Source organism: Comamonas terrae (assembly GCF_001544075.1).
Lineage (GTDB): Bacteria > Pseudomonadota > Gammaproteobacteria > Burkholderiales > Burkholderiaceae_C > Comamonas > Comamonas terrae.
The window spans coordinates 1-23,403 of the sequence record NZ_BCNT01000003.1; the positions used below are offsets into that span (position 1 = coordinate 1).

Annotated in this window: 19 protein-coding genes and 1 tRNA gene; 10 read left to right on the top strand and 10 right to left on the bottom strand. The window is 65.1% G+C overall.

Going from position 1 to position 23,403, the window contains the following annotated elements; all coding sequences use genetic code 11:
* Positions 1 to 143: 143 nt before the first annotated feature.
* The 6 genes from Cte04_RS03365 to cysS form a co-directional block, all read right to left on the bottom strand.
* Positions 144 to 236, bottom strand: a tRNA-Ser gene (locus Cte04_RS03365).
* Positions 237 to 289: 53 nt separating this feature from the next.
* A complete protein-coding gene (locus Cte04_RS03370; protein ID WP_066472049.1) occupies positions 290 to 1,555 on the bottom strand; it encodes an aspartate kinase in 1,266 nt (421 codons plus the stop codon).
* A 97-nt stretch (positions 1,556 to 1,652) separates the two neighbouring features.
* Positions 1,653 to 2,705, bottom strand: coding sequence for a tRNA lysidine(34) synthetase TilS (gene tilS / locus Cte04_RS03375; RefSeq protein ID WP_083526485.1), 1,053 nt, complete (start codon positions 2,703 to 2,705; stop codon positions 1,653 to 1,655).
* A gap of 270 nt (positions 2,706 to 2,975) precedes the next feature.
* Positions 2,976 to 3,953 (bottom strand): acetyl-CoA carboxylase carboxyltransferase subunit alpha, encoded by a 978-nt coding sequence (locus Cte04_RS03380; protein WP_066472051.1) that lies wholly within the window; start codon positions 3,951 to 3,953, stop codon positions 2,976 to 2,978.
* A 60-nt stretch (positions 3,954 to 4,013) separates the two neighbouring features.
* Positions 4,014 to 4,850 (bottom strand): DNA-3-methyladenine glycosylase family protein, encoded by an 837-nt coding sequence (locus tag Cte04_RS03385; protein WP_066473832.1) that lies wholly within the window; start codon positions 4,848 to 4,850, stop codon positions 4,014 to 4,016.
* 52 nt (positions 4,851 to 4,902) lie between these two features.
* Positions 4,903 to 6,288, bottom strand: coding sequence for a cysteine--tRNA ligase (cysS, locus tag Cte04_RS03390; protein ID WP_066472055.1), 1,386 nt, complete (start codon positions 6,286 to 6,288; stop codon positions 4,903 to 4,905).
* A 219-nt stretch (positions 6,289 to 6,507) separates the two neighbouring features.
* Here cysS and Cte04_RS03395 point away from each other — a divergent pair, with 219 nt between their 5' ends.
* From Cte04_RS03395 to Cte04_RS03435, 9 genes are all read left to right on the top strand, one after another.
* Positions 6,508 to 7,122: a tetratricopeptide repeat protein gene (locus tag Cte04_RS03395; protein WP_066473835.1), complete on the top strand. Its 615-nt coding sequence runs from the start codon at positions 6,508 to 6,510 to the stop codon at positions 7,120 to 7,122.
* Between the two features lie 150 nt (positions 7,123 to 7,272).
* The gene (locus tag Cte04_RS03400) at positions 7,273 to 7,866 is read left to right on the top strand and encodes a peptidylprolyl isomerase (protein ID WP_066472058.1); all 594 of its coding nucleotides are present in this window, start codon (positions 7,273 to 7,275) and stop codon (positions 7,864 to 7,866) included.
* A gap of 73 nt (positions 7,867 to 7,939) precedes the next feature.
* The gene (locus Cte04_RS03405) at positions 7,940 to 8,467 is read left to right on the top strand and encodes a peptidylprolyl isomerase (RefSeq protein ID WP_066472061.1); all 528 of its coding nucleotides are present in this window, start codon (positions 7,940 to 7,942) and stop codon (positions 8,465 to 8,467) included.
* Between the two features lie 186 nt (positions 8,468 to 8,653).
* Positions 8,654 to 9,400 carry a UDP-2,3-diacylglucosamine diphosphatase gene (locus Cte04_RS03410; protein ID WP_066473839.1) on the top strand — a complete coding sequence of 249 codons (747 nt, stop codon included), beginning with the start codon at positions 8,654 to 8,656 and terminating at the stop codon, positions 9,398 to 9,400.
* Between the two features lie 268 nt (positions 9,401 to 9,668).
* A complete protein-coding gene (gene dnaG / locus Cte04_RS03415) occupies positions 9,669 to 11,690 on the top strand; it encodes a DNA primase (RefSeq protein WP_245633282.1) in 2,022 nt (673 codons plus the stop codon).
* A 277-nt stretch (positions 11,691 to 11,967) separates the two neighbouring features.
* Positions 11,968 to 14,388, top strand: a complete 2,421-nt coding sequence (gene rpoD / locus Cte04_RS03420; RefSeq protein ID WP_066473849.1) for an RNA polymerase sigma factor RpoD — start codon at positions 11,968 to 11,970, stop codon at positions 14,386 to 14,388.
* Positions 14,389 to 14,585: 197 nt separating this feature from the next.
* Positions 14,586 to 15,629, top strand: a complete 1,044-nt coding sequence (locus Cte04_RS03425) for a tripartite tricarboxylate transporter substrate binding protein (RefSeq protein WP_174522885.1) — start codon at positions 14,586 to 14,588, stop codon at positions 15,627 to 15,629.
* Between the two features lie 230 nt (positions 15,630 to 15,859).
* Positions 15,860 to 16,165 carry a winged helix-turn-helix transcriptional regulator gene (locus Cte04_RS03430; RefSeq protein WP_066472074.1) on the top strand — a complete coding sequence of 102 codons (306 nt, stop codon included), beginning with the start codon at positions 15,860 to 15,862 and terminating at the stop codon, positions 16,163 to 16,165.
* 143 nt (positions 16,166 to 16,308) lie between these two features.
* Positions 16,309 to 16,662, top strand: coding sequence for an FKBP-type peptidyl-prolyl cis-trans isomerase (locus Cte04_RS03435; RefSeq protein ID WP_066472085.1), 354 nt, complete (start codon positions 16,309 to 16,311; stop codon positions 16,660 to 16,662).
* A 75-nt stretch (positions 16,663 to 16,737) separates the two neighbouring features.
* On the opposite strand, the gene Cte04_RS03440 is transcribed toward Cte04_RS03435, so the two are convergent.
* From Cte04_RS03440 to ppsA, 4 genes are all read right to left on the bottom strand, one after another.
* The gene (locus tag Cte04_RS03440; protein ID WP_066472087.1) at positions 16,738 to 17,220 is read right to left on the bottom strand and encodes a hypothetical protein; all 483 of its coding nucleotides are present in this window, start codon (positions 17,218 to 17,220) and stop codon (positions 16,738 to 16,740) included.
* 205 nt (positions 17,221 to 17,425) lie between these two features.
* Entirely contained in the window at positions 17,426 to 19,528 is a 2,103-nt protein-coding gene (locus Cte04_RS03445) for a VC_2705 family sodium/solute symporter (RefSeq protein WP_066472091.1), read from the bottom strand.
* A complete protein-coding gene (locus Cte04_RS03450; RefSeq protein WP_083526487.1) occupies positions 19,521 to 19,922 on the bottom strand; it encodes a DUF4212 domain-containing protein in 402 nt (133 codons plus the stop codon). The genes Cte04_RS03445 and Cte04_RS03450 overlap by 8 nt, the downstream gene beginning before the upstream one ends.
* 18 nt (positions 19,923 to 19,940) lie before the next feature.
* A complete protein-coding gene (ppsA, locus tag Cte04_RS03455) occupies positions 19,941 to 22,331 on the bottom strand; it encodes a phosphoenolpyruvate synthase (RefSeq protein ID WP_066472093.1) in 2,391 nt (796 codons plus the stop codon).
* 246 nt (positions 22,332 to 22,577) lie between these two features.
* On the opposite strand from ppsA, the gene ppsR reads away from it, so the two are divergent.
* Entirely contained in the window at positions 22,578 to 23,399 is an 822-nt protein-coding gene (gene ppsR / locus Cte04_RS03460; protein ID WP_066472096.1) for a posphoenolpyruvate synthetase regulatory kinase/phosphorylase PpsR, read from the top strand.
* The last annotated feature ends 4 nt before the right edge of the window (positions 23,400 to 23,403 follow it).

The following is a 23,403-nucleotide window of genomic DNA, read 5'->3' on the forward strand; positions in this document are numbered from 1 at the left end:
TCACCTGCGAAGTGCATCTCGCTCAGTGAAGCCTTGCATTGTACACGGAATTCAATCCACACACTCAACTCAACATCACTTTGATCAGACTGCTCGCGCAACCCTCTCAATAAAAAAGACACCCTTGCGGGTGTCTTTCAATCTGGCGGAAACGGAGGGATTCGAACCCTCGATGAGGCTCTACACCCCATACTCCCTTAGCAGGGGAGCACCTTCGGCCACTCGGTCACGTTTCCGGATTGACGCTATTGTAACGCGGTTTTTGACCGTTTCCGGCAAAACAACGATTTTATTCGCTTTTGTCCAAACCGAAAGCGGTGTGCAGCGCGCGCACGGCCAGTTCCAGATACTTCTCGTCGATCACGACGGACGTCTTGATCTCGGAGGTGGAGATCATCTGGATGTTCACGCTTTCCTTGCTCAGCGCGCGGAACATGGTGGAGGCCACGCCCACATGGCTGCGCATGCCGATGCCAACGATGCTGACCTTGGCGATGTTGGGATTGCCCACCACGTCGGCGGCGCCCAGGGCGGGCACCACCTTCTCGCGCAGCAGTTCCATGGCACGCTGGTAGTCGCCCTGGCTCACGGTGAAGCTGAAGTCAGTCTTGCCATCCTTGGAGATGTTCTGGATGATCACGTCCACTTCGATGTTGGCATCGGCCACGGGACCCAGGATGTCGGCGGCCACGCCGGGAGTGTCGGGCACGCCCAGCACGGAGATCTTGGCTTCGCCGCGGTTGAAAGCGATGCCGGATACGACGGCCTTTTCCATTTTTTCGTCTTCCTCAAAAGTAATCAGCGTGCCGGACTTGGCTTCTTCTTCCAGATCGATGTCCCAGGGCGTGAAGCTGGAGAGCACGCGCATGGGCACCTTGTACTTACCGGCGAACTCCACCGAGCGGATCTGCAGCACCTTGGAGCCCAGGCTGGCCATTTCCAGCATCTCCTCGAAGCTGACGGTCCCCAGGCGCTTGGCAGCAGGCACCACGCGCGGATCGGTGGTGTAGACGCCGTCGACGTCGGTATAGATCAGGCATTCGGCCGCCTTGAGCGCAGCCGCCACGGCCACGGCCGAGGTGTCGGAGCCGCCGCGGCCCAGGGTGGTGATGTGGCCTTCGGGGTCGATGCCCTGAAAGCCGGTCACGATGACGACGCGCCCCGCCTCCAGATCGGCACGCACACGCTTGTCGTCAATGGACTCGATGCGGGCCTTGGTGAAGCTGCTGTCGGTGCGCACCGGCACCTGCCAGCCCGCGTAGCTCACGGATTCCATGCCCTCGGCCTGCAGGGCGATGGCCAGCAGCGCAGATGATGCCTGCTCGCCGGTGGCGGCCAGCATGTCGAGCTCACGGTAGTACGAAGTCTTGGCATGGCTGGGAGCCAGCTCGCTGGCCAGGCCGAGCAAGCGGTTGGTTTCGCCACTCATGGCGCTGGGAACGACCACCATCTGGTGACCAGCCCGAGCCCACTTGGCCACACGCTTGGCGACGTTGCGGATGCGCTCTGTCGAGCCCATCGAGGTGCCGCCGTATTTATGAACGATCAGTGCCATTGGATACAAAGGGGTGACGAAACTGCCTGCCACGGCGCAGGTCGACAAGGGTTTTGGCGCGCCGCCGGTTTTCGTACAAAAAATAAAAGACCAAAACCTAGAAATTGTACCAATCGAGCACCAGCCCCCGGCGTTGGACGAAACCTCGCCCCACCTTGATGTGGATACTGTGCCCTCGCGTAGTGCAAACGCGGATCTGCGCCATCAGCTGGGAAAGCTGGGCCGCCGTGGGCGTGGTGCCATGCAGGCTGCGCAGCCAGTGACGCAGCACATTGGCCAGCCGCGCATCGCCCAGCTGCTGCAGCGCGGCGATGCGCGGCGGCAGGCCCACGGACTGCAGATCGGATACAGCCACCTCCTCCAGCACCCCGGCCGCCTGGGCGCAGTGCGCACTGCTGCGCGCAAACGTGGCGCGGAACTGCGGAAATACCTGTTGCAGCACCGGCAGCAGCTGTGCGCGGATGCGGTTGCGCGTATAGCTCGGGTCGGCATTGGTGGGATCCTCCACCCAGTTCTGCCCACGCTGCAGCAGCCAGTCGCGCAGCGCCTGCCCGGGCACCGAGAGAAAGGGCCGGAACCATTGCAGCCCCGCACGCTGCCAATGGGCGGGCATGGCCGCCAGCCCGGCGATGCCGGCGCCACGCGACAGGGCCAGCAGCAGTGTTTCCACCTGGTCATCCGCATGCTGGGCCAGGAGCACGGAGCGCACACCTTTCCCAAGAGGCAGCCCCGCCACGTCCACCCAGGGACTGTTCGCCGCAGCCGTCAGGGCTTCATAGCGCCCCTGGCGTGCCGCATCTTCGGGGCTTTGGCCCGGCGCCTTCCGCGCATCGATGGCGCAGATCTTGAGGGGGATGGCGCGGGCCTCGCATACGGCCTGACAATGCCGCGCAAAACCATCGGCCGCCGCCTGCAAGCCATGGTGCACATGAATGGCCCTGACCTGCCCTGGCCAGCGTTCCGCACAGGCCAGCAGCAGGGCCGTGGAGTCCGCGCCGCCGCTGAAAGCCACGGCCAGCGGCAAGGCAGGCGCCGCGGCGGCAAAGGCACGCAGCGCCGCATCCACGGCATCGGCGCTCTGTGGCAGGCGCGATTCCTGCGCCGGCAAGGCAGCGGCATCGCGCGGCGGCTCGGTTTCGGAAGAATTCATGCAGGCAAAGGCCGGGCACCGGGGAATGGATCAAGGCTGGAATTCTGCCAGTGGCCGATGCAGCCGCCCATCGCTTTGAAAACAGGAGCTGCCTGCGCTTTCTGGCTCTGGTTTTGGGATTCCAATCAAGCTGAAATTCTTGCACGGACAGCGACAGCCGCTTTGAAATTGATAGAGGACAAAGCCAAACGGCTTTCCGGAAACCACCGGAAAGCCGTTTGCGCAGATTTGCCCGGCATGCCTGCGGGCACCGCAGCATGCCTCAGTCCATCAGCTGTTGTCGGCCTTGGTGTCGGCAAAGCGGCCGTAGCTCTGAAGGCGCTCGTAGCGGCGGTCCTGCAGGTCCTTGGGCTTGAGGTCGGCCAGCTGGCGGTAGGCGTCGCCCAGCGCACGCTTGAGGAAGGCGCCCATCTGCTTGTGGTCGCGGTGCGCGCCGCCCACGGGTTCGCTCACGATCTTGTCGACCAGGCCCAGGGCCTTGAGGCGATGGGCCGTGATGCCCATGGCGTCCGCAGCTTCCTGCGCCTTCTCGCCGGTCTTCCAGAGAATGGAGGCACAGCCTTCGGGGCTGATCACGGAGTACACCGAGTACTGCAGCATCAGCACCTGGTCGGCCACCGCGATCGCCAGCGCGCCGCCCGAACCGCCTTCGCCGATGATGGTGGTGATGATGGGGGTCTGCAGCTGGGCCATTTCGTAGATGTTGCGGCCGATGGCTTCGGACTGGCCGCGTTCCTCGGCGTCGATGCCGGGGAAGGCTCCGGGCGTGTCCACGAAGGTGAACACCGGCAGCTTGAACTTCTCGGCCGTCTTCATCAGGCGCAGGGCCTTGCGGTAGCCCTCGGGGCGCGTCATGCCGAAGTTGCGCAGCGTGCGCTCCTTGGTGTCGCGGCCCTTCTGGTGGCCGATGATCATGCAGGGCATGCCGTTGAAGCGCGCCAGGCCGCCGACGATGGACTGGTCGTCCGCGAAGTGGCGGTCGCCGTGCATCTCGACGAAGTCGGTGAAGCACTCGCGCACGTAGTCCAGCGTATAGGGACGCTCGGTATGGCGCGCGATCTTGGTGATCTGCCAGGGGGTCAGATCGCTGTAGATGTCCTTGGTCAGCTGCAGGCTTTTCTTGCTGAGCTGCTCGATCTCTTCCGAGATATCGACTGCGCTTTCAGTCTGCACATAGCGCAGTTCCTCGATTTTGGATTCCAGCTCGGCAATGGGCTGCTCAAAATCCAGAAAGTTCTTTTTCGCCAACGTATTTCTCCTTGTGCCAGCCTGCTGCAGTGCTTGCAGCGGGCCAGTGAACGGGTGTCATCAAGCCACAGGCTGCGCTTCGAGCGAGCGCCAAATATACCAAGTTGCAACCGTGCACCACGGTTTCCAGGCCTCGGCCACTTCGCGGGCGTCACTGCGGCTCACAGGATCGCCCGAAAAATAATTCTGCGAGATGCCGTGGATCAATCCGGCATCGTCAAGCGGCAGCACATTGGGCCGCATCAGGTAGTAGATGAGGAACATCTCGGCCGTCCAGCGGCTGACGCCGCGAATGGCCATGAGCTCGGCGACGATGGCCTCGTCGGCCATGCCTTGCCACTCATCCATGTGCAAACGGTTTTCCGTGAAGTGCAGCGCCAGGTCCACGAGATAGTCGATCTTGCGCGCCGAAAGCCCGGCAGCGCGCATGTCGTCCACCTTGAGCTTGAGCACCAGCTCGGGCTTCACTTCAGCCAGCAGCCGGGCGAACTTGTTCCACAGCGTCTTGGCCGACTTGGCCGAAATCTGCTGACCCACGATGGAGCGCGCCAGCGTGGCGAAGGCTTCGCCCTCGCCGCGCGGCAGCAGGGCCTGGCTGCTCAGTTGCGGGATCAGGCGCTTGAGCACGCGGTCGCGGCGCATGAGCTGGCGGCAGGCTTCGGCCCAGTAGGCCGGCGCCCCTTCAGGCAGGGCCAGATGGACCTTGGCCGCAGCCGGAGCCTTGGCCGCATGGCTGCCCGCTGCGGCCGCCTGTGCCGCCTTGCTTGCAGCGGCGCCACCCAGCTTCATCACGGGCAGCGGCGCTTCCGGGCCCATGGGCACGGGCAGATCGGCCACCAGCGGCAGTTGTTCGAATTCCATGGTGTCCAGCTGCCGGGCCGAGGTTGCACCCGTCATGCCGGCCTCCGCCATTTGTCCACCCTCAAGATTGCGCACATCATGGAACAGCTCAGCCCTTGGCGGCTGCCTCCCAGGTCGTGCCGGCGGCCGAATCCTTGAGCACAATGCCCTGCTCCAGCAGCTCCTTGCGGATGCGGTCGGCCTCGGCCCAGTTCTTGGCGGCTTTGGCCGCGGCACGGGCGGCAATCTGCGCTTCAATCGCGGCCGCATCCATGCCGGCTGCGCCGGCCTGCAAAAAGCGCTGCGGATCGTCCTGCAGCAGGCCCAGGCAGGCGCCCAGCGCCTTGAGCAGGCCCGCGGCTTCGGGCGACTTGCCGCGGTTGACCTCGGCGGCGAGCTCGAACAGCACGGCCACGGCCTCGGGCGTACCGAAATCCTCGTCCATGGCGGCCTTGAAGCGCGCCGCGTAGGCATTGCTCCAGTCGATCTTCACCTCGGCAGGCGCCACCAGGCTCAACGCCGTGTACAAGCGCTTGAGCGCGCTGCGCGCATCGTCCAGATGCACATTCGAATAGTTGAGCGGGCTGCGGTAGTGGCTGCGCACCACGAAAAAGCGCACGGTCTCGGCGTCATACTCCTTGAGCACGTCGCGGATGGTGAAGAAGTTGCCCAACGACTTGGACATCTTCTCGTTGTCCACGTTGATGAAGCCGTTGTGCATCCACGTCCTGGCGAACGGCTTGCCGGTGGCGCCTTCGCTTTGCGCGATCTCGTTCTCATGGTGCGGGAACTGCAGGTCCGCACCACCGCCGTGGATGTCGAAGCTCTCGCCCAGCAGCGCGCAGCCCATGGCCGAGCATTCGATATGCCAGCCGGGGCGGCCTTCGCCGAAGGGACTCTGCCATTTCACATCGGCAGGCTCCTCGGGCTTGGAGGATTTCCACAGCACGAAGTCCAGCGGATCGTGCTTGCCGTCGGCCACGGCCACGCGCTCGCCGGCATTGAGCTCGTCCAGCGACTTGCCCGACAGCTTGCCGTAGCCGGGGAACTTGCGCACGGCGTAATTCACGTCGCCGTTGCCGGCCTGGTAGGCCAGGCCCTTGTCCTGCAGCGTGCCGATCATCGAAAGCATCTGCGGCACGTATTCGGTGGCGCGCGGCTCGTGCGTGGGGCGTTCGATGCCCAGGGCGTCGGCGTCCTGGTGCAACGCATCGATCATGCGGTCAGTGAGGCTGCGGATGGTCTCGCCGTTTTCCACGGCGCGGCGGATGATCTTGTCGTCGATGTCCGTGATGTTGCGCACATAGGTCACGCGCAAGCCGCTGGCACGCAGCCAGCGCTGCACCACATCGAAAGCGACCATGGAACGCGCATGACCCAGATGGCAAAGGTCATATACGGTCATGCCGCACACATACATGCGCACATGGCCGGGTTCGATGGGCGAAAACGCTTCCAATGCACGCGACAGCGTGTTGTAGATACGCAAACTCATGAATGTCTATATGGGGAGAAAACTGGCAGCTCACGGCGCCGAGGTCGCAACTGCGCCGCAAGCCGTTTAGAACGATCCGGTCGCAGCCTTGCCGAGAGCGGCCGGCATTGCCCTGCCAGCGGCACCGTCATGGCGCCTTGCACCCCTCAGCTACAATGCCCCGCAGTATAAGCCCGCGCCGCAGGTCCGATGTTGCGGCGCACCGAAAGCACCTACTACATGCCTGTACGCAACCTGATGAGCTCTGCAGTGCGCCTGACGGCGCTGTCCGCTGCGATGGCTGCTGCGCTGATGTGCGGCAGCGCCCGCGCCGACGATTACACCGATATTGCACAGCTGCTCAAGAACGGCAAAACCGAGCAGGCACTGCAGCGCACCGACACCTCTCTGGCCGCCAATCCGCGCGATCCGCAGATGCGCTTTCTCAGGGCCGTTGCGCTGACCAATCTGAACCGCACCGAAGACGCCGTTGCCGCGCTGCGCCAGCTCACCGAGGACTATCCCGAGCTGCCCGAGCCCTACAACAACCTGGCCGTGATCTATGCCCGCCAGGGCGAGCTGGAAAAGGCCCGCGCCGCGCTGGAAAACGCCGTGCGCAACAACCCCGACTATGCCGTGGCCCACGAGAATCTGGGCGACATCCACGTGCGGCTGGCCTACCAGTCCTATGCCCAGGCCCGTGCCAAGGGCGGCCGGGCGGCCAATCTGCAGCCCAAGATGAAGCTGCTCAAGGAAGTGCTGCAGTTGTCCAGCACGGCAGCGAAGCCCGCCCAGCCCGCCGCCAGTGCGCCGGTCGCAGCCGAAGCACCGGCACGCGGAGCACCCAAGCCCTAAGCCGCAACCCGGGCCGGCCCGCCGGCCCATGCGGGGATGGCCGACCACAGGGCTCGCTCGACAGGCAGTCGTCCGCCGGCTCCAGCGGCCTTCACGCATCTTCGACACTCCTGCCTGCAGGCAGGCTTTACGTTTCCCCAGGAGCGCTTCATGCCGAATTTCCGCCCCCTGACTTCTTTCCTCTCCCGCCGCCAGGCCGCACTGGCACTGACCAGCGCGCTGCTGACGGCGCCGGCCTGGGCCCAGGCCGAGCCCCAGGTGCTGCTCAAGACCAGCCTGGGCGACATCACGGTAGCGCTCAACGAGGCCAAGGCGCCCAAGACCGTGGCCAACTTCCTGCAGTATGTGCGCGACAAGCACTATGACGGTACGGTGTTCCACCGCGTGATCGACGGCTTCATGATCCAGGGCGGCGGCATGGACGCGGCCATGAAGGAAAAGCCCACGCGCGCGCCGATTGCGCTGGAAGCAGGCAACGGCCTGAAGAACGACCGCGGCACCATCGCCATGGCGCGCACGGGCGATCCCAACTCCGCCACCTCGCAGTTCTTCATCAATGTGGCGAACAACGACATGCTCAATGCGCCCAAGCCCGACGGCTACGGCTACGCCGTGTTCGGCAAGGTCGTCAAAGGCATGGACGTGGTGGACAAAATCCGCACCGTCGCCACGGGCAACCGCGGCATGCACCAAAATGTGCCCACCACGCCGGTGACGATCCTGTCGGCCACCGAAATCAAGTAACACCTCTGCGCTGCCTGCCCTCCTCTGAACCAGGACGCGGCGGCAGCCTCCCATCCACCTCTGAAAGACAGACATGAGCAATCCCCAAGTCGAACTGCACGTCACCATCAATGTGGCCGAGACCGCCACGCCCGGCGTGATCACGCTGGAACTCGACGCCCAGAACGCGCCCAAGACCACCGAGAACTTCCTGAACTACGTGAACAAGGGCTTCTACGACGGCACCATCTTCCACCGCGTGATCAAGAACTTCATGATCCAGGGCGGCGGCTTCACGACCGACATGAAGCAGAAGGAAACCGACGCGCCGATCGAGAACGAAGCCAAGAACGGCCTCAAGAACGACAAGTACACCATCGCCATGGCCCGCACCAACGACCCGCACAGCGCCACGGCCCAGTTCTTCATCAACGTGGTGGACAATGGCTTCCTGAACCACACCGCACCCACCGGCCAGGGCTGGGGCTATGCCGTGTTCGGCAAGGTGGTCAAGGGCGAGGACGTGGTGGATGCGATCAAGAAGGTGCGCACCACGCGCAAGGGTTTCCACGACGACGTGCCTTTCGACGCCGTGGTGATCGACAAGGCCGTGGCACTGTAACCCCCTGAAGCGCTGCGCGCCTTCCCCCAAGGGGGACGACGGCCTCGCCGCGGGGCGGCCCTTGCTCGCCGTCCCTCACGCGTGCCGCGCCGGTTTTCAAGACCGGTGGCAGCGCCAAAGATTGCTAGATATTCTTTTCTAGTGGCTACGGATCCCCGCACGACCGTGCCCCCGGTGGCGCAGCTCATGGCTGCTCCCGGCTGGCGCACGGTCGATTTCATTTCCGACCTGCATCTGCAGCCTTCGGAGCCGCAGACCGTTCAGGCCTGGCGCGACTACCTGGCGCGCACCACGGCCGATGCGGTGTTCATCCTGGGCGACCTGTTCGAGGTCTGGGTGGGCGACGATGCGCTGGACGAGCCGGGCAGCTTCGAGGCCGAATGCGCGGCCGTGCTCCGGGCGGCCGCACAGCAGCGCCCGCTGTTCTTCATGGTCGGCAACCGCGACTTCCTGGCGGGCGAGGAATTCCTGCGCCGCAGCGGCATGACCGGGCTGGCCGATCCCACGCTGCTGCAATGGGGCGCAACGCGCATTCTGCTCAGCCATGGCGACGCGCTGTGCCTGGACGATGTGGAGTACCAGCAGTTCCGCGCGCTTTCACGCTCCGACGCATGGCGCCGGCAAGTGCTGTCCCAGCCGCTGGCCGCGCGCCGGGCGCTGGGCAAGTCGGCCCGCAGCGAGAGCGAGATGCGCAAGCAGTCCGGCGCGCCGTACGCCGATGCCGACGCAGCCATGACCGCCACCTGGATGCAGGCGGCCGATGCGCGCTGGCTCATCCACGGCCATACGCACCGGCCTGCCGACCATGCACTGGGACAGGAACGCTGGCGCATCGTGCTCAGCGACTGGCATATCGACGCGGATGCGCGCCGGGTCCAGGTGCTGCGCGTGACGCGCGAGGGCTGGCAGCGGATCGCACCCGAGCAGGCCTGACCCCTTCCGGGATGCGGCTTCGCTATCGGTAAAGGAGCATCCTGCGCCTTTCTTTCTTGGTTTTCACCATCGAAATAGCTTGACCTCATTCACCTTCAAGCGCTGAACGCTATCAAATCCACGAATCTCCACCCGAGAGCCAGCGCCCGCCGCCCTGCGCTGCGGGCGTTTCTCGTTGATGGGCCTGCCGCACATGGCCTGGGCCGATGCTGGCGCGCCTCATACCTTGGACGCCATCAGACATAGCAAGCCAAGGCAGAATACGCGGGTGGCCATTCCCCAATCGTTCATCCAAGAGTTGCTGTCCCGCGTCGACGTGGTCGACATCGTCGGGCGCTATGTGCAGCTCAAAAAGGGCGGCGCCAATTTCATGGGCCTGTGCCCTTTCCACAGCGAAAAATCGCCCTCCTTCACCGTCAGCCCCAGCAAGCAGTTCTTCCACTGCTTCGGTTGCGGCAAGAACGGCAATGCCATCGGCTTCCTGATGGAGCATGCCGGCATGGGCTTTGTCGAAGCAGTGCAGGAGCTTGCCAACCAATGCGGCCTGCAGGTGCCCCAGGACGACGTCAGTCCCGCCGAGCGCGAGCGCCAGGCTGCGCAAAAGCAGAAGCAGGCCAGCCTGAGCGACCTGCTCGAAAAAGCCGGCGAGGCCTATTGCAAGCAGCTCAGGACGGCGCCGCACGCCATCGAGTACCTGAAAAAGCGCGGCGTCTCGGGCGAGATTTCCAGGCGCTTCGGCCTGGGCTATGCGCCCGCGGGCTGGCACGGCCTGGCCAGCGTGTTCGCCGAATACGACAACCCGCAGCTGCAGGAATGCGGCCTGGTCATCGTGAGCGAGGAAGACGGCCGCCGCTACGACCGCTTCCGCGACCGGCTGATGTTCCCCATCCGCAACGTCAAGGGCGAATGCATAGGATTCGGCGGGCGGGTCTTCGGCGACGAAAAGCCCAAGTACCTGAACTCCCCGGAAACCCCGGTCTTCCACAAGGGCCGCGAACTCTACGGCCTGTTCGAGGCGCGGCAGGCCCTGCGCGACATGGGCTATGCGCTGGTCACCGAAGGCTATATGGACGTGGTGGCCCTGGCCCAGCTCGGCTTTGCCAACGCCGTGGCCACGCTGGGCACGGCCTGCACGCCCGACCATGTGCAAAAGCTGTTCCGCTTCACCGACGCCGTGGTCTTCAGCTTCGACGGCGACGGCGCGGGACGCCGCGCGGCCCGCAAGGCCCTGGATGCCGCCCTGCCGCTGGCCACCGACACGCGCTCGATCAAATTCCTGTTCCTGCCGGCCGAGCACGACCCGGACAGCTTCATCCGCGAATTCGGCCCCGAAGCCTTCTCGCGCTACGTGGGCGACGCCACGCCGCTGAGCCGCTTCCTGATCGAATCGGCCAGCGAAGGCTGCGACCTGGGCCAAGCCGAAGGCCGTGCCCACATGGCCAGCAATGCCCGCCCGCTGTGGTCGGCGCTGCCCGACGGCGCGCTCAAGCGCCAGCTGCTGGGCGAGATCGCCGCGCTGGTGCAGCTCGACGCCCGCGACCTGGCCGACATCTGGGCCCAGGAGGCCGCACGCACGGCCCCGTTGCGCTCCAGCCAGGCGACAGCCCGCCATGCGCCGGCGGCCGGCCCTGGTGCTCCCTGGGATGCAGTGCCCGCGCCCGACTGGGATCAGGGCTGGAGCCCCGCAGGCGCGGATGGCCATGGCAGCGACCCGGGCTACGGCCATGCTCCGCAAGGCGGCCAGGGCAGCGGCTGGCGCGGCAAGCGCTTCGACGGCAGCCGCAAGCCCTGGAACAGGAACAAGGCCGGCACCGCCGACTGGACGGCGCCGCCGCGCGGCCCGCGCACAGCGCCCGCAACCCGCATAGACCAGGCCGCCCGCCTGCTGATGGCGCACATGGAATTCATGGAGGAGCTCACGCACGAGGACTTCGACGCGCTGGCCCGCTGCAGCGAAGGCCATGGCGGTCTGTTCCACTGGCTGGAAGCGCAGTTCACCGAGTCGGGCCCGCGCCCCTGGGCCGTGCTGCGCGAGCAGATGCGCGGCCTGCCCTGCGAGATGCTGGCCGACAAGCTCATGAGCGGCCCCCACGCCCACCCCGAGGGCGAAATCGATGAGCTGCGCCGGGAGCTGCGCGGCGTGCTCAACCTGATCCTGGTGGACCACCTGAAGCGCCAGGAAGAACAAGCTCTCAAAGATGTAGCAACCGACCCTACCGCAGCAAGGCGTTATCTGGAATTCCAGGCCAGAAGAAAAAATTTATCCGCAATTATTGGCTCAGCCTCTTGATATTTTTCACCAAAGGTATAATTGATAAGTTATTGGCAAGAGCGACAGCAGCACCTCCGGCCCGGGCCCCGTGAAGCAATCACGTGATGGCAGCAACTGCATGGCCCAATATTCCGCAAGGACTGCACACCAAATGATCGCCCGACATCTTGCCTTGGAGATATCGACTCCCGAGTGGGCCAGGCCTGCTCACGCGCCGGCCTAGGCGGCGTTTGTTTGCACGTACGTTTGCGTTTCCCTTTGTGTTTGTGTGTGTTCGCTACCGTGAAAGGTGTTCATGCCCGTGTCAAAGTCCGTGAAGTCCAAGCAGGCTGCCGAAACCGCCAAGACCTCTACTTCCGCTTCCGCAGCCGCCAAAAAGGCCGGTGCCGCCAAGGCCGCTGCGAAGAAGAGCGCCGCGTCTGCGGCTGAAGCCAAGAAAGAAACCAACGTGGTTACCAAGTCACAAGCCGAACTCAAAGCACTGGCCGATGCGCTGCTGGCCGAAGCTGCGCCCAAGCGCGGCCGCAAGAAAGCTGCAGCCGAAGGCGAAGAAGCTGCCACCGAAGCCAAGAAACCCGCTGCCAAGAAGGCCGCCGCCAAGAAGACCGCTGCAGCCAAGGCCCCTGCCGCCGAAGGCAAGGCACCCGCCAAGCGCGGCCGCAAGCCCAAGGCCAAGGAAGCCAGCGACGACATGGACGATACGGACCTGTCGGACATCGACAGCGATCTGGAAGGCGAGATCGAGGAGGAGGTGGAAGTGGAGGTCGAAGCCTCGGCAACGCCCACCGAGAAGGTCAAGCCGCTGCGCATGAAGATCAGCAAGGCCAAGGAACGCGCCTTGATGAAGGAATTCGGCCTGGACGAGACCGTGCTGACCGAAGAGGAAATGTCCACCCGCCGCCAGCGCCTGAAGACGCTGATCAAGCTGGGCAAGACCCGCGGCTACCTGACCCACAGCGAGATCAACGACCACCTGCCCGACAAGCTGGTCGACGCCGAGACGCTGGAAGTCGTGATCTCCATGCTCAACGACATGGGCGTGGCGGTGTACGAGCAGACCCCCGATGCCGAGACCCTGCTGCTGAACAATACCGGCCAGTCCGCCACCACCGAGGAAGAGGCCGAGGAGGAAGCCGAAGCCGCGCTGTCCACCGTGGACTCCGAATTCGGCCGCACCACCGACCCCGTGCGCATGTACATGCGTGAAATGGGCACGGTGGAGCTGCTCACGCGCGAAGGCGAGATCGAGATTGCCAAGCGCATCGAAGGCGGCCTGATGGACATGATGGAAGCCATCTCGGCTTCGCCTGCCACCATCGCCGAGATCCTGACCATGGCCGAGGAAATCCGCGAAGGCAAGGTCGTCATCTCCACCGTGGTCGACGGCTTCGTCAATGCCGACGAGAACGACGACTACGTGGCCGAGGAGGACTTCGACGAATACGACGAAGAGGACGACGACGACGGCAAGGGTGGCTCCAAGGCGCTGACCAAGAAGCTCGAGGAGCTCAAGAACGAAGCCATGCGCCGCTTCGATGCCATGCGCGAGATGTTCGAGAAGATGCACAAGGTGTACGACAAGGAGGGCTACGGCGGCCCGGCGTACATGAAGGTGCAGAAGTCCATCACCGAGGAGCTGATGACCATCCGCTTCACGGCCAAGACCATCGAGAAGCTGTGCGATCTGGTGCGCGCCCAGGTGGACGACGTGCGCAAGAAGGAACGCGAGCTGCGCAAGATCATCGTGGACAAGTGCGGCGTGCCGCAGGAAGCCTTCATCAAGGACTTCCCCGCCAACCTGCTGAACCTGCAGTGGGTGGTGGACCAGGCCGCCGCCGGCAAGCCCTACAGCGCCGTGCTGGAGCGCAACATCCCGCCCGTGCAGGAGCTGCAGCAGGCCTTGATCGACCTGCAGTCGCGCGTGGTCGTGCCGCTGGACGAGCTCAAGCGCATCAACAAGCGCATGAACGACGGCGAGCGCGCCAGCCGCGATGCCAAGAAGGAAATGATCGAGGCCAACCTGCGCCTGGTGATCTCGATCGCGAAGAAGTACACCAACCGCGGCCTGCAGTTCCTGGACCTGATCCAGGAAGGCAACATCGGCCTGATGAAGGCCGTGGACAAGTTCGAATACCGCCGCGGCTACAAGTTCTCGACCTACGCCACCTGGTGGATCCGCCAGGCCATCACGCGCTCGATCGCCGACCAGGCCCGCACCATCCGCATCCCGGTGCACATGATCGAGACCATCAACAAGATGAACCGCATCTCGCGCCAGCATCTGCAGGAGTTCGGCTTCGAGCCCGATGCATCCATCCTGGCCGCGAAGATGGAGATCCCCGAGGACAAGATCCGCAAGATCATGAAGATCGCCAAGGAGCCGATCTCGATGGAAACCCCCATCGGCGACGACGACGATTCCCACCTGGGCGATTTCATCGAGGACAGCAACAACACGGCGCCCGTGGATGCGGCCATGCAGGCCGGCCTGCGCGACGTGGTCAAGGACATCCTCGACGGCCTGACGCCGCGCGAAGCCAAGGTGCTGCGCATGCGCTTCGGCATCGAGATGTCCACCGACCACACGCTGGAAGAAGTGGGCAAGCAGTTCGACGTGACGCGCGAGCGCATCCGCCAGATCGAGGCCAAGGCGCTGCGCAAGCTCAAGCATCCGAGCCGCAGCGACAAGCTGCGCAGCTTCATCGACTCGCTGTAAGACAGCCGTCTTTGCAGCCAAGCCCCGTACCGCAAGGTGCGGGGCTTTTTCTTTGCGCCCCTGCAGCACAGCGCCAATTTGATACAGGTTGACACATCGACGGGCGGCTGAGGGACAATCCCCCGATCCGCAAGATCCAAAGCGCCCGCCTACCGCGCAGGCCCACAACGCGACAGCCCGAAGAGATGGAGGAACCCATGCCCAGCCCTACCCGCCCCCAAGCCTTCCATACCGGCACGACCCGCTTTTCCCGCCGGCAGCTGTTGCTAGGCGGCATCGCTGCGCTGCTGGAGTTGCCCGGCCTGGCCGGCGCCGCCAATGCCGCCACGGCTGCGCCGGCCGCCGCTCGCCAGAAGATTGCCAGCCGGCTGCGCATCGTGATCCCGGCCAACGCCGGTGGCGGCTGGGACCAGACGGGCCGCGCGCTGGGCGAGGCCTTGCTGGCCAGTGGCGCTGCCGATGCCGTGGACTACGAGAACATGGGCGGCAAGGGCGGCACCATAGGTCTGGCCCACTACGTGCAGCAGTACGGCAACCAGCCCGACACCCTGCTCATCGGCGGCATGGTCATGGCCGGCGCCATTGCGCTGCAAAAGCCGGCGGTGAATCTGTCGGCCGTGCAGCCGCTGGCGCGCCTGACCAGCGACTACATCGTGGTGGCCGTGCCCAAGGATTCGCCCATTCGCAGCGCCAAGGACCTGACCGCGGCGCTGCGCAGCGACCCGCGCTCCCTCACCATGGCCGGCGGCTCGGCCGGCAGCGTGGACCATATGTTCGCCGGCCTGCTGATCCGGGCGGCCAAGGCGGCCCCGGACCAGTTGTCCTACCTGCCGTTTGCAGGCGGCAAGGACGTGGTCAATGCCCTGCTCCAGGGCAAGGCCCAGCTGGGCCTGTCGGGCTACAGCGAATTCAGCGAGGCCCTGCGCTCGGGCCAGCTGCGCGCCATCGGCATTTCCTCGCGCCGCAGCGTGTTCGGACTGCCCACCTTCAAGGAGCAGGGCGTGGATGCCGACATGGCCAACTGGCGCGCCGTGTTCACGGGCAAGGGCGTGAGCGCCGCGCGGGCGCAAGAGCTGCTGCAGGCCGTGGAGCAAGCCACGCTGCAGGAAAGCTGGCTGCGCGCCCTGCGCAGCAACCGCTGGGACAGCGCCCTGCAGTCGGGCAAGGACCTGCGCGAATTCCTCGAGCTCGAGCAGACCACAGCCAGCGTGATGACCTATCTGCTCAAGCTCAAGAGCTGATTCCGGCACCGGCGCGGGCTGCTCCAAAACCCTGATGGCGCACGTGGCAAGTCCACAACACTTCGCGCGGCTTTGTTGGCTTTACGACTTCAGGACGTTGCAATTATTGATTTTGAGCTACTAAACTTGTAGCAAAATAAATTACACGCTATAGTCGATCAGGACTTGGCGCCAGGCCCACCCCGGTGTGCCCACGCTCAAATAACACCACTGCGCAAGGAGAAGCGTCCATGAGCTCCAAGGAAAACGCCGCCATCAACCAGTTGTTCGAGAAACTCGAATGCCGCTATGCGTTGCGTGTGTTGTGGGCCCTGCGGGACGGACATCCCCAGACGTTCCGTCTGCTGCAAGACAGCGTGGGCGGCATCACTCCCAACACGCTCAATACCCGCATCAAGGAACTGCGCGAATGCGGCCTGCTGGAGCACGGCAACGACGGCTACACCGTCACCCTGGCCGGGCAGGACCTGCTCAAGCGCCTGTCGGACGTGCAGGCCTTCGCCAACCGCTGGGTTGCCGCCCGCGCCAAGAAATAAGCAAACTTTCCGTCACTGCGCTGCCCGGTGTTGCGCAGTACATTGAAAACTGCCTTCCTCCAAGGGCCCAAGCTTTGCTTGCCGGCCCTTTTCCATCGCTTTTTTTCCCGCTTTTCCAGCGACCGCGCTGAAAGGAACTCATCATGGCTTTCAACACCACCGCCTCCGGCCTGCAATATGAAGACACTGTTGTGGGCGAAGGCGCCGAAGCACGTGCCGGCCAGACCGTGACCGTGCACTACACCGGCTGGCTCTACAACAACGGCGTGCAGGGCGCCAAGTTCGACTCCAGCAAGGACCGCAACGACCCCTTCGTCTTTCCCCTGGGCGCCGGCATGGTGATCAAGGGCTGGGACGAAGGCGTGCAAGGCATGAAGGTCGGCGGCCAGCGTACCCTGCTGATCCCCGCCGAACTCGGCTACGGCGCACGCGGCGCCGGCGGCGTGATCCCGCCCAATGCCACGCTCAAGTTCGACGTGGAACTGCTGGCCGTCTGAAGCCGGCCCTGCCCATGAAAAAAGCGGCCCCCGGGCCGCTTTTTTCATGCCTGTCCCGGAGTCCGGAGGAACCGGTCAGGGCTGCTGGGCAAACAGCGCCTTGTGCAGCGGTGCATAGGCCGCTTCGCCGACGGCCTCGCGGATGCGCGGCGCCAGTGCCGCCAGCTGCTCGTAGCCCATGGCGGCCTCCACGGCAAGGTTGAGCCTGAAACCCTTGAGCCCGAGCTTGCCCGTCAGCGCCACGGCCAGCGGATAGGCCTGCCGGTAGCGCTGCCTCCTGCCCTCGCCCGCGTCGCCGGGTTCTGCGGGTTCGGGCGCCGCAGCCGCCTGCGCCGAAGCCACCTCCGGCGGCCGGGACTCGCGCGGCGCCAGCCATTGGCGGTCGACCAGCTTCATGATGTCGTCGCGGGTCACGCCCATGGCCGATGTGGCCTCCAGCACCTGGGCCAGGCTGCGCTGGCCGTCGAACAGCAGGAATGCGGAGCGCAGCCGCTGCGGCAGATCCGCATGGCGTTCCTTGAAAGCCTGCTGGCCGGCGAGTGTTTTGACGAAATGCATGAAGCCCGCACCCTCCCCTGTGTTCTCTGCATGCAGGGTGTCATAGTGGTAAGCAATTGCAAGGCGGGTTTTCCTGAAAACCGCCCGCATCTTGCGTTTGCTCAGAAAAAGAAAGCTGTCAGCGCTTGGTCTTCAACACTTTCCATATGAAATCTATGGATAAACCAGAGCTGGCAAGCGTTGGCAGCTCGCAATGAAAGAGCATTCAGGCAGCGCCGCGCCTGCGGCGCCAGCCATCCCAGCGACTGACCAGCCAGGTCACGGCGAAGCCCGCCGGCACGCCGAACACGCCGGCCGAAATCGGCTGTATGCCCCACCAGAGTTCGTCGCTGCGCAGCATGGACGGCAGCACGCCCTGCAGGCCGGGCACATGGGCCAGCATGTAGTACACCGCCACCGCCAGCCCCAGCAACATGCCGGCCACGGCGCCGCGCCGCGTGGCGCCGCGCCAGAAGATGCCCAGCACCATGGCTGGCACGAAGGCCGAGGCCGCCAGCGAGAACGAGGCCGAAACCATGGGCAGGATGTCCGACGAGCGCCGCGCGGCCACGAAGGCGGCCGACAGCGCGACCACCAGCAGCGTGAACTTGGACAGGATGACGCGCTGCTCGGGCGAGATGCGCCGCGCCCCCGGGGGCAGCTGCCGCTTCTGCCAGCGCTCCTGGAAGTACAGGTCGCGCACCAGGGCATTGCTGATGGTCAGCAGCAGGCCGTCGGCCGTGGACAGCGCTGCCGCCAGGCCGCCCGCCGCCACCAGGCCCGAGACCACGTAAGGCATGCCGCCCAGCTCGGGCGTGGCCAGCATGATGAGGTCGGCACCCATGTGGATCTCGGCGAACTGCAGCATGCCGTCGCCATTGATGTCCTCCACCGACAGCAGCGAGCCATCCACATGCGACCACTGCGCGATCCAGTTCGGCAGCTCGTCAAAGCGCGTGCCCACCAGGTTGTGCAGGACTTCGTACTTGACCAGCACTGCCAGGGCGGGAGCGCTCAAATACAGCAAGCCGATGAAGAACAGGCTCCACGCCACCGAGCGCCGGGCGCCAGACACCGAGGGCGCCGTGTAGTAGCGCGTGAGCAGGTGCGGCAGCCCGGCCGTTCCCACCATGAGGCAGAACATGAGGGCCAGGAAATTGCGGCGGCTGTTCTCGTACTCGGCCTGCTGCTGCGGCGTGCCATGCGGGTCGCCCGCAAAAGGCTGGCTGTGCAGCGCAATGCCGCCCATGGGCTTGGCCCGCTCATGGGTTTCGTGCAGCTCGCGCGTCCAGCGCTCGCGCGCCGTGGCTTCATCGCGCGGCATGGCGGCCAGTTCGCGGCTGGCAGCCATGATGGCGCCGATATTGCCGCTGCTGTTGCGCAGCTCGCGGATGTGCTCGCTCAGCGCCTGGCGCTCGGCCGCCAGCACGCTGGGTACGTCGCGCAGCTTGGCTTCGAGCACCCGGGCGCGCAGCTGATAGGCCTCCACGGCGGATTTCTCGGCTTCGGAGGCCAGCAGCCCGTGCTCCAGCTGCGCGATCTTGCCCAGTTGCTGGGTGTAGCTGACCGGAGCCCAGTACGAGCCCAGCTGCTTGTAGGCCAGCCACGACACGGGAATCATGAAGGCCAGCAGCATCACCACATACTGGGCCACCTGGGTCCAGGTGATGGCCCGCATGCCGCCCAGGAAGGAGCACAGCAGCACGCCGCCCAGGCCCAGCATGATGCCGATCTCGAACTGCACGCCGGTCAGGCGCGAGGCGATCAGCCCCACGCCGTATATCTGCGCCACCACGTAGGTGAACGAGCACATCACCGCGGCCAGCGCGGCAATGATGCGCGGCCAGCGCCCGCCATAGCGCACCTGGAAGAAATCCGGCACGGTATAGAGCTTCATGGCCCGCAGATAGGGGGCGATCAGCATGCCCACCAGGCAAAAGCCGCCCGTCCAGCCCAGCACATAGGCCAGGCCGCCCACCTGTCCCGGCGCGCCGGCAAAGCCCTGCAGGTACAGCGCGCCCGACAGGCTGATGAAGGAGGCCGCGCTCATCCAGTCCGCCGCAGCGGCCATGCCGTTGTACAGCGGCGGAATGCGCCGCCCCGCGACGTAGTACTCCTCGGGGTTGCTGGTGCGCGAATAGACGCCGATCCCCGCATACACCATGACGGTGCAGAACAGGAAGATCGGCCCTATCCAGTGGCGCGACAGCCCGCGCCCCTCGGCCCAAAGCATGGCCAGCACAAACCCGGCCACGCCCAGCACGTACAGGAACAGGATACGGTGCAGCCGCCAGTAGTAGGCCCTGGACAGCGCCAGCTGCTCAGGCATGGGGCATCGAGGTGCTGGAAGGCGGGTGCGGCGATGCCGCCGCGTCCTCGCGGGCAGGCGCACCGCCGGCAGGAGGCTGGCGTTCGAAATAATCCATGGCCACACAATAGACCACGATGAGGGCCAGGAACATCAGGACAGCCCCTTGGGCCGCCATCCAGTACGCGATGGGCCAGCCCGGCACCAGGGCCTGCAGGTCGCGGGCGAAATAGCAGGTGCCAAACGAGGCCGCCCCCCAGATCGTCAGCAGCAGGGCCTTGAGCCTGAGGTGGTGGGAGCCGTGCAGGTCGGGCGGAAAGACCGCCCCCGCCGGTACGCCGAAGCCGTCGACGGCATCGGCCGTTTCGGCGTCAGAGCCATGCGAACCATGCAAAGGCGCACGCAGCATCTGCATGGCTCGGCTCGGGCGGGCTTAGTTCGCCAGGCGCTGCCAGGTGGAGACCACGCTGTCAGGGTTGAGCGAGATGGACGAAATGCCCTCGTCCGACAGCCACTGGGCGAAGTCGGGATGGTCCGAGGGACCCTGGCCGCAGATGCCCACGTACTTGTTCTGGTCGCGGCAGGCCTTGATGGCGCGCGACAGCATCTTCTTGACGGCGGGATCGCGCTCGTCGAAGTCGGCCGCCAGCAGCTCCAGGCCGGAGTCGCGGTCCAGGCCCAGCGTGAGCTGGGTCAGGTCGTTGGAGCCCACGGAGAAGCCGTCGAAATACTCGAGGAACTCGTCGGCCAGGATGGCGTTGGACGGAACCTCGCACATCATGATCAGCTCCAGGCCGTTCTCGCCGCGCTGGAGGCCGTTCTCGGCCAGCAGCTCGGTCACGCGCTTGGCCTGGCCCAGCGTGCGCACGAACGGGATCATGATCTTGACGTTGGTCAGGCCCATGTCCTCGCGCACGCGGCGCAGCGCCTCGCACTCCATCTTGAAGGCTTCGCCGAAGTCGGCCGAGATGTAGCGCGCCGCACCGCGGAAGCCCAGCATGGGGTTCTCTTCCTCGGGCTCGTAGCGGCTGCCGCCGATGAGCTTGCGGTACTCGTTGGACTTGAAGTCCGACATGCGCACGATCACCGGCTTGGGCCAGAAGGCCGCGGCAATCGTGGCCACGCCTTCGGCCACCTTGTCCACGTAGAAGGCGCGCGGCGAGGCATGGCCGCGGGCCACGGACTCGACGGCCTTCTTCAGGTCGGCATCCACGGCGGGATAGTCCAGGATGGCCTTGGGGTGCACGCCGATGTTGTTGTTGATGATGAACTCCAGGCGGGCCAGGCCCACGCCCTCGTTGGGCAGCTGGGCGAAGTCGAATGCCAGCTGGGGATTGCCCACGTTCATCATGATCTTGGTCTTGATGGCCGGCATCTCGCCGCGCTTGACCTCGGTCACCTCGGTCTCGAGCAGGCCGTCATAGATCTTGCCGGTATCGCCTTCGGCGCAGGAAACGGTCACCAGCGTGCCGTCCTTGAGCAGCTCGGTGGCATTGCCGCAGCCCACGACGGCGGGAATGCCCAGCTCGCGCGCGATGATGGCCGCGTGGCAGGTACGGCCGCCGCGGTTGGTGACGATGGCCGAGGCCTTCTTCATCACCGGCTCCCAGTTGGGGTCGGTCATGTCGGTCACCAGCACGTCGCCGGCCTGGACCTGGTCCATCTGCGAGATGTCGGACACCAGGCGCACGGGGCCGGTGCCGATCTTCTGGCCGATGGCGCGGCCTTCGGCCAGCACGGTGCCCGTGCCCTTGAGCTTGTAGCGCTGCTCGGCCTGGCCCTTGGACTGGCTCTTCACCGTCTCGGGGCGTGCCTGCAGGATGTAGAGCTGGCCGTCGGTGCCGTCCTTGCCCCACTCGATGTCCATGGGGCGGCCGTAGTGCTGCTCGATCACCAGCGCATAGTGGGCCAGTTGCTGCACTTCCTCGTCGGTCAGCGAATAGCGGTTGCGCAGCTCGTGGGCCACGTCGGTGGTCTTGACCAGCTTGCCGGATTCGGCCTTTTCCTCGGGCGTGGCGAACACCATCTGGATCAGCTTGGAGCCCAGGTTGCGGCGGATCAGCGCCTTCTTGCCGGCCTTGAGCATGGGCTTGTGCACATAGAACTCGTCGGGGTTCACGGCGCCCTGCACCACGGTTTCGCCCAGGCCGTAGCTGGAGGTGATGAAGACCACCTCCTCGAAGCCGGACTCGGTATCGATGGTGAACATCACGCCGGCGGCGCCCAGGTCGGAGCGCACCATGCGCTGCACGCCGGCCGACAGGGCCACCACGTCATGGGCAAAGCCCTTGTGCACGCGGTAGGAGATGGCACGGTCGTTGTACAGCGAGGCGAACACTTCCTTCATCTTGTGCAGCACCTGCTCGATGCCCACCACGTTGAGGAAGGTTTCCTGCTGGCCGGCGAACGAGGCGTCGGGCAGGTCTTCCGCGGTGGCGGAGGAGCGCACGGCGAACGATGCCTCGGCATTGCCGCCCTGCAGGCGGGCAAATTCGTCGCGGATGGCCTTTTCCAGGTCGGCCGGGAAGGGCTGGCTTTCGACCATGGCGCGGATTTCGGCGCCCACGGCGGCCAGGGCGCGCACGTCGTCCACGTCCAGGGCTGCCAGCTTGGCCGAGATCTTGTCGGCCAGGCCTTCGAAGGCCAGGAATTCGCGGAAGGCGTGGGCCGTGGTGGCAAAGCCGGTGGGCACGCGCACGCCCTGCGGCAGCTGCGAGATCATTTCGCCGAGCGAGGCGTTCTTGCCGCCTACGGACTCGACATCGGTCATCCTCAGTTTTTCAAAGGGAACGACCAGGGCGGTCGCCTCGAACAGTTGAGACATGGGAAAGCTCCAAAGTTAAAAAACCGGTGCCGGCGCGATCCCCGGGCTGAATGGCCGGGGCGCGCAAACCCACGCTGCATCGATGCAGTGCTTTGCTGTTCTGGGTGTCGACCGTCAACGAGCATGGGCTGGAAATTGGGAATAATGGGCGCCATTGTAGGCTCAGCCGCCTGTCCCCGCGCAGCTGGCAAAAATTAACAAGCCGGCCCCGGATGCCCTGTCCGCCCGGCCACCTCACCGCGCACCATGCATACCCATACGATTTTTGTCATCTCCGACGGCACCGGCATCACGGCCGAGACCTTTGGCACGGCCATCATGGCCCAGTTCGACACCAAGCCGCGGCTGGTGCGCCTGCCTTTCGTGGATTCCATGGACAAGGCCCACCAGGCCGTGCGCCAGATCAACCACGTGGCCGAGGTGGAGAACCACAAGCCCATCGTCTTCACCACGCTGGTCAACCAGGAGCACCTGGAAATGATCGAGGCCAACTGCAAGGGCAAGGTCTTCGACATGTTCGGCACCTTCGTGCGCCCGCTGGAGCAGGAGCTGGGCCAGAAGTCTCTGCACCGCGTGGGGCGCTTCTCCGACATCAGCGAGAGCAAGGAATACCTGGAGCGCATGGAGGCCATCAACTACACGCTGGCCCATGACGACGGCCAGACCAACCACGACCTCACGGGTGCCGACGTGATCCTGGTCGGCGTGAGCCGCTCGGGCAAGACGCCGACCAGCCTGTACCTGGCCATGCAGTTCGGCCTGAAGGTCGCCAACTATCCGCTGATTCCCGAGGATTTCGAGCGCAAGCAGCTGCCGCCGGCGCTGGAGCCCTACCGCAAGAAGCTGTTCGGCCTGACCATCGATCCGCAGCGCCTGTCCAGCATCCGCAACGAGCGCCGCCCGGACTCCAGGTACGCCAGCCTGGCCAACTGCCGCTACGAGGTGGCCGAGGCCGAGGCCATGATGCGCCGCAGCGGCATCCGCTGGCTCTCGAGCACGACCAAGTCCATCGAGGAAATCGCCACCACCATCCTGCAGGAAGTGCTGCCCTCGCACCTGGGCTACTGATACT

What these genes read in the sequence shown, in the direction of transcription:
- Cte04_RS03370 (WP_066472049.1), bottom strand. Translation starts at nt 1,555, where the DNA reads ATGGCACTGATCGTTCATAAATACGGCGGCACCTCGATGGGCTCGACA.
- tilS (WP_083526485.1), bottom strand. Translation starts at nt 2,705, where the DNA reads ATGAATTCTTCCGAAACCGAGCCGCCGCGCGATGCCGCTGCCTTGCCG.
- Cte04_RS03385 (WP_066473832.1), bottom strand. Translation starts at nt 4,850, where the DNA reads ATGACGGGTGCAACCTCGGCCCGGCAGCTGGACACCATGGAATTCGAA.
- cysS (WP_066472055.1), bottom strand. Translation starts at nt 6,288, where the DNA reads ATGAGTTTGCGTATCTACAACACGCTGTCGCGTGCATTGGAAGCGTTT.
- Cte04_RS03395 (WP_066473835.1), top strand. Translation starts at nt 6,508, where the DNA reads ATGCCTGTACGCAACCTGATGAGCTCTGCAGTGCGCCTGACGGCGCTG.
- Cte04_RS03400 (WP_066472058.1), top strand. Translation starts at nt 7,273, where the DNA reads ATGCCGAATTTCCGCCCCCTGACTTCTTTCCTCTCCCGCCGCCAGGCC.
- Cte04_RS03405 (WP_066472061.1), top strand. Translation starts at nt 7,940, where the DNA reads ATGAGCAATCCCCAAGTCGAACTGCACGTCACCATCAATGTGGCCGAG.
- Cte04_RS03410 (WP_066473839.1), top strand. Translation starts at nt 8,654, where the DNA reads ATGGCTGCTCCCGGCTGGCGCACGGTCGATTTCATTTCCGACCTGCAT.
- rpoD (WP_066473849.1), top strand. Translation starts at nt 11,968, where the DNA reads ATGCCCGTGTCAAAGTCCGTGAAGTCCAAGCAGGCTGCCGAAACCGCC.
- Cte04_RS03425 (WP_174522885.1), top strand. Translation starts at nt 14,586, where the DNA reads ATGCCCAGCCCTACCCGCCCCCAAGCCTTCCATACCGGCACGACCCGC.
- Cte04_RS03430 (WP_066472074.1), top strand. Translation starts at nt 15,860, where the DNA reads ATGAGCTCCAAGGAAAACGCCGCCATCAACCAGTTGTTCGAGAAACTC.
- Cte04_RS03435 (WP_066472085.1), top strand. Translation starts at nt 16,309, where the DNA reads ATGGCTTTCAACACCACCGCCTCCGGCCTGCAATATGAAGACACTGTT.
- Cte04_RS03440 (WP_066472087.1), bottom strand. Translation starts at nt 17,220, where the DNA reads ATGCATTTCGTCAAAACACTCGCCGGCCAGCAGGCTTTCAAGGAACGC.
- Cte04_RS03445 (WP_066472091.1), bottom strand. Translation starts at nt 19,528, where the DNA reads ATGCCTGAGCAGCTGGCGCTGTCCAGGGCCTACTACTGGCGGCTGCAC.
- Cte04_RS03450 (WP_083526487.1), bottom strand. Translation starts at nt 19,922, where the DNA reads ATGCAGATGCTGCGTGCGCCTTTGCATGGTTCGCATGGCTCTGACGCC.
- ppsA (WP_066472093.1), bottom strand. Translation starts at nt 22,331, where the DNA reads ATGTCTCAACTGTTCGAGGCGACCGCCCTGGTCGTTCCCTTTGAAAAA.
- ppsR (WP_066472096.1), top strand. Translation starts at nt 22,578, where the DNA reads ATGCATACCCATACGATTTTTGTCATCTCCGACGGCACCGGCATCACG.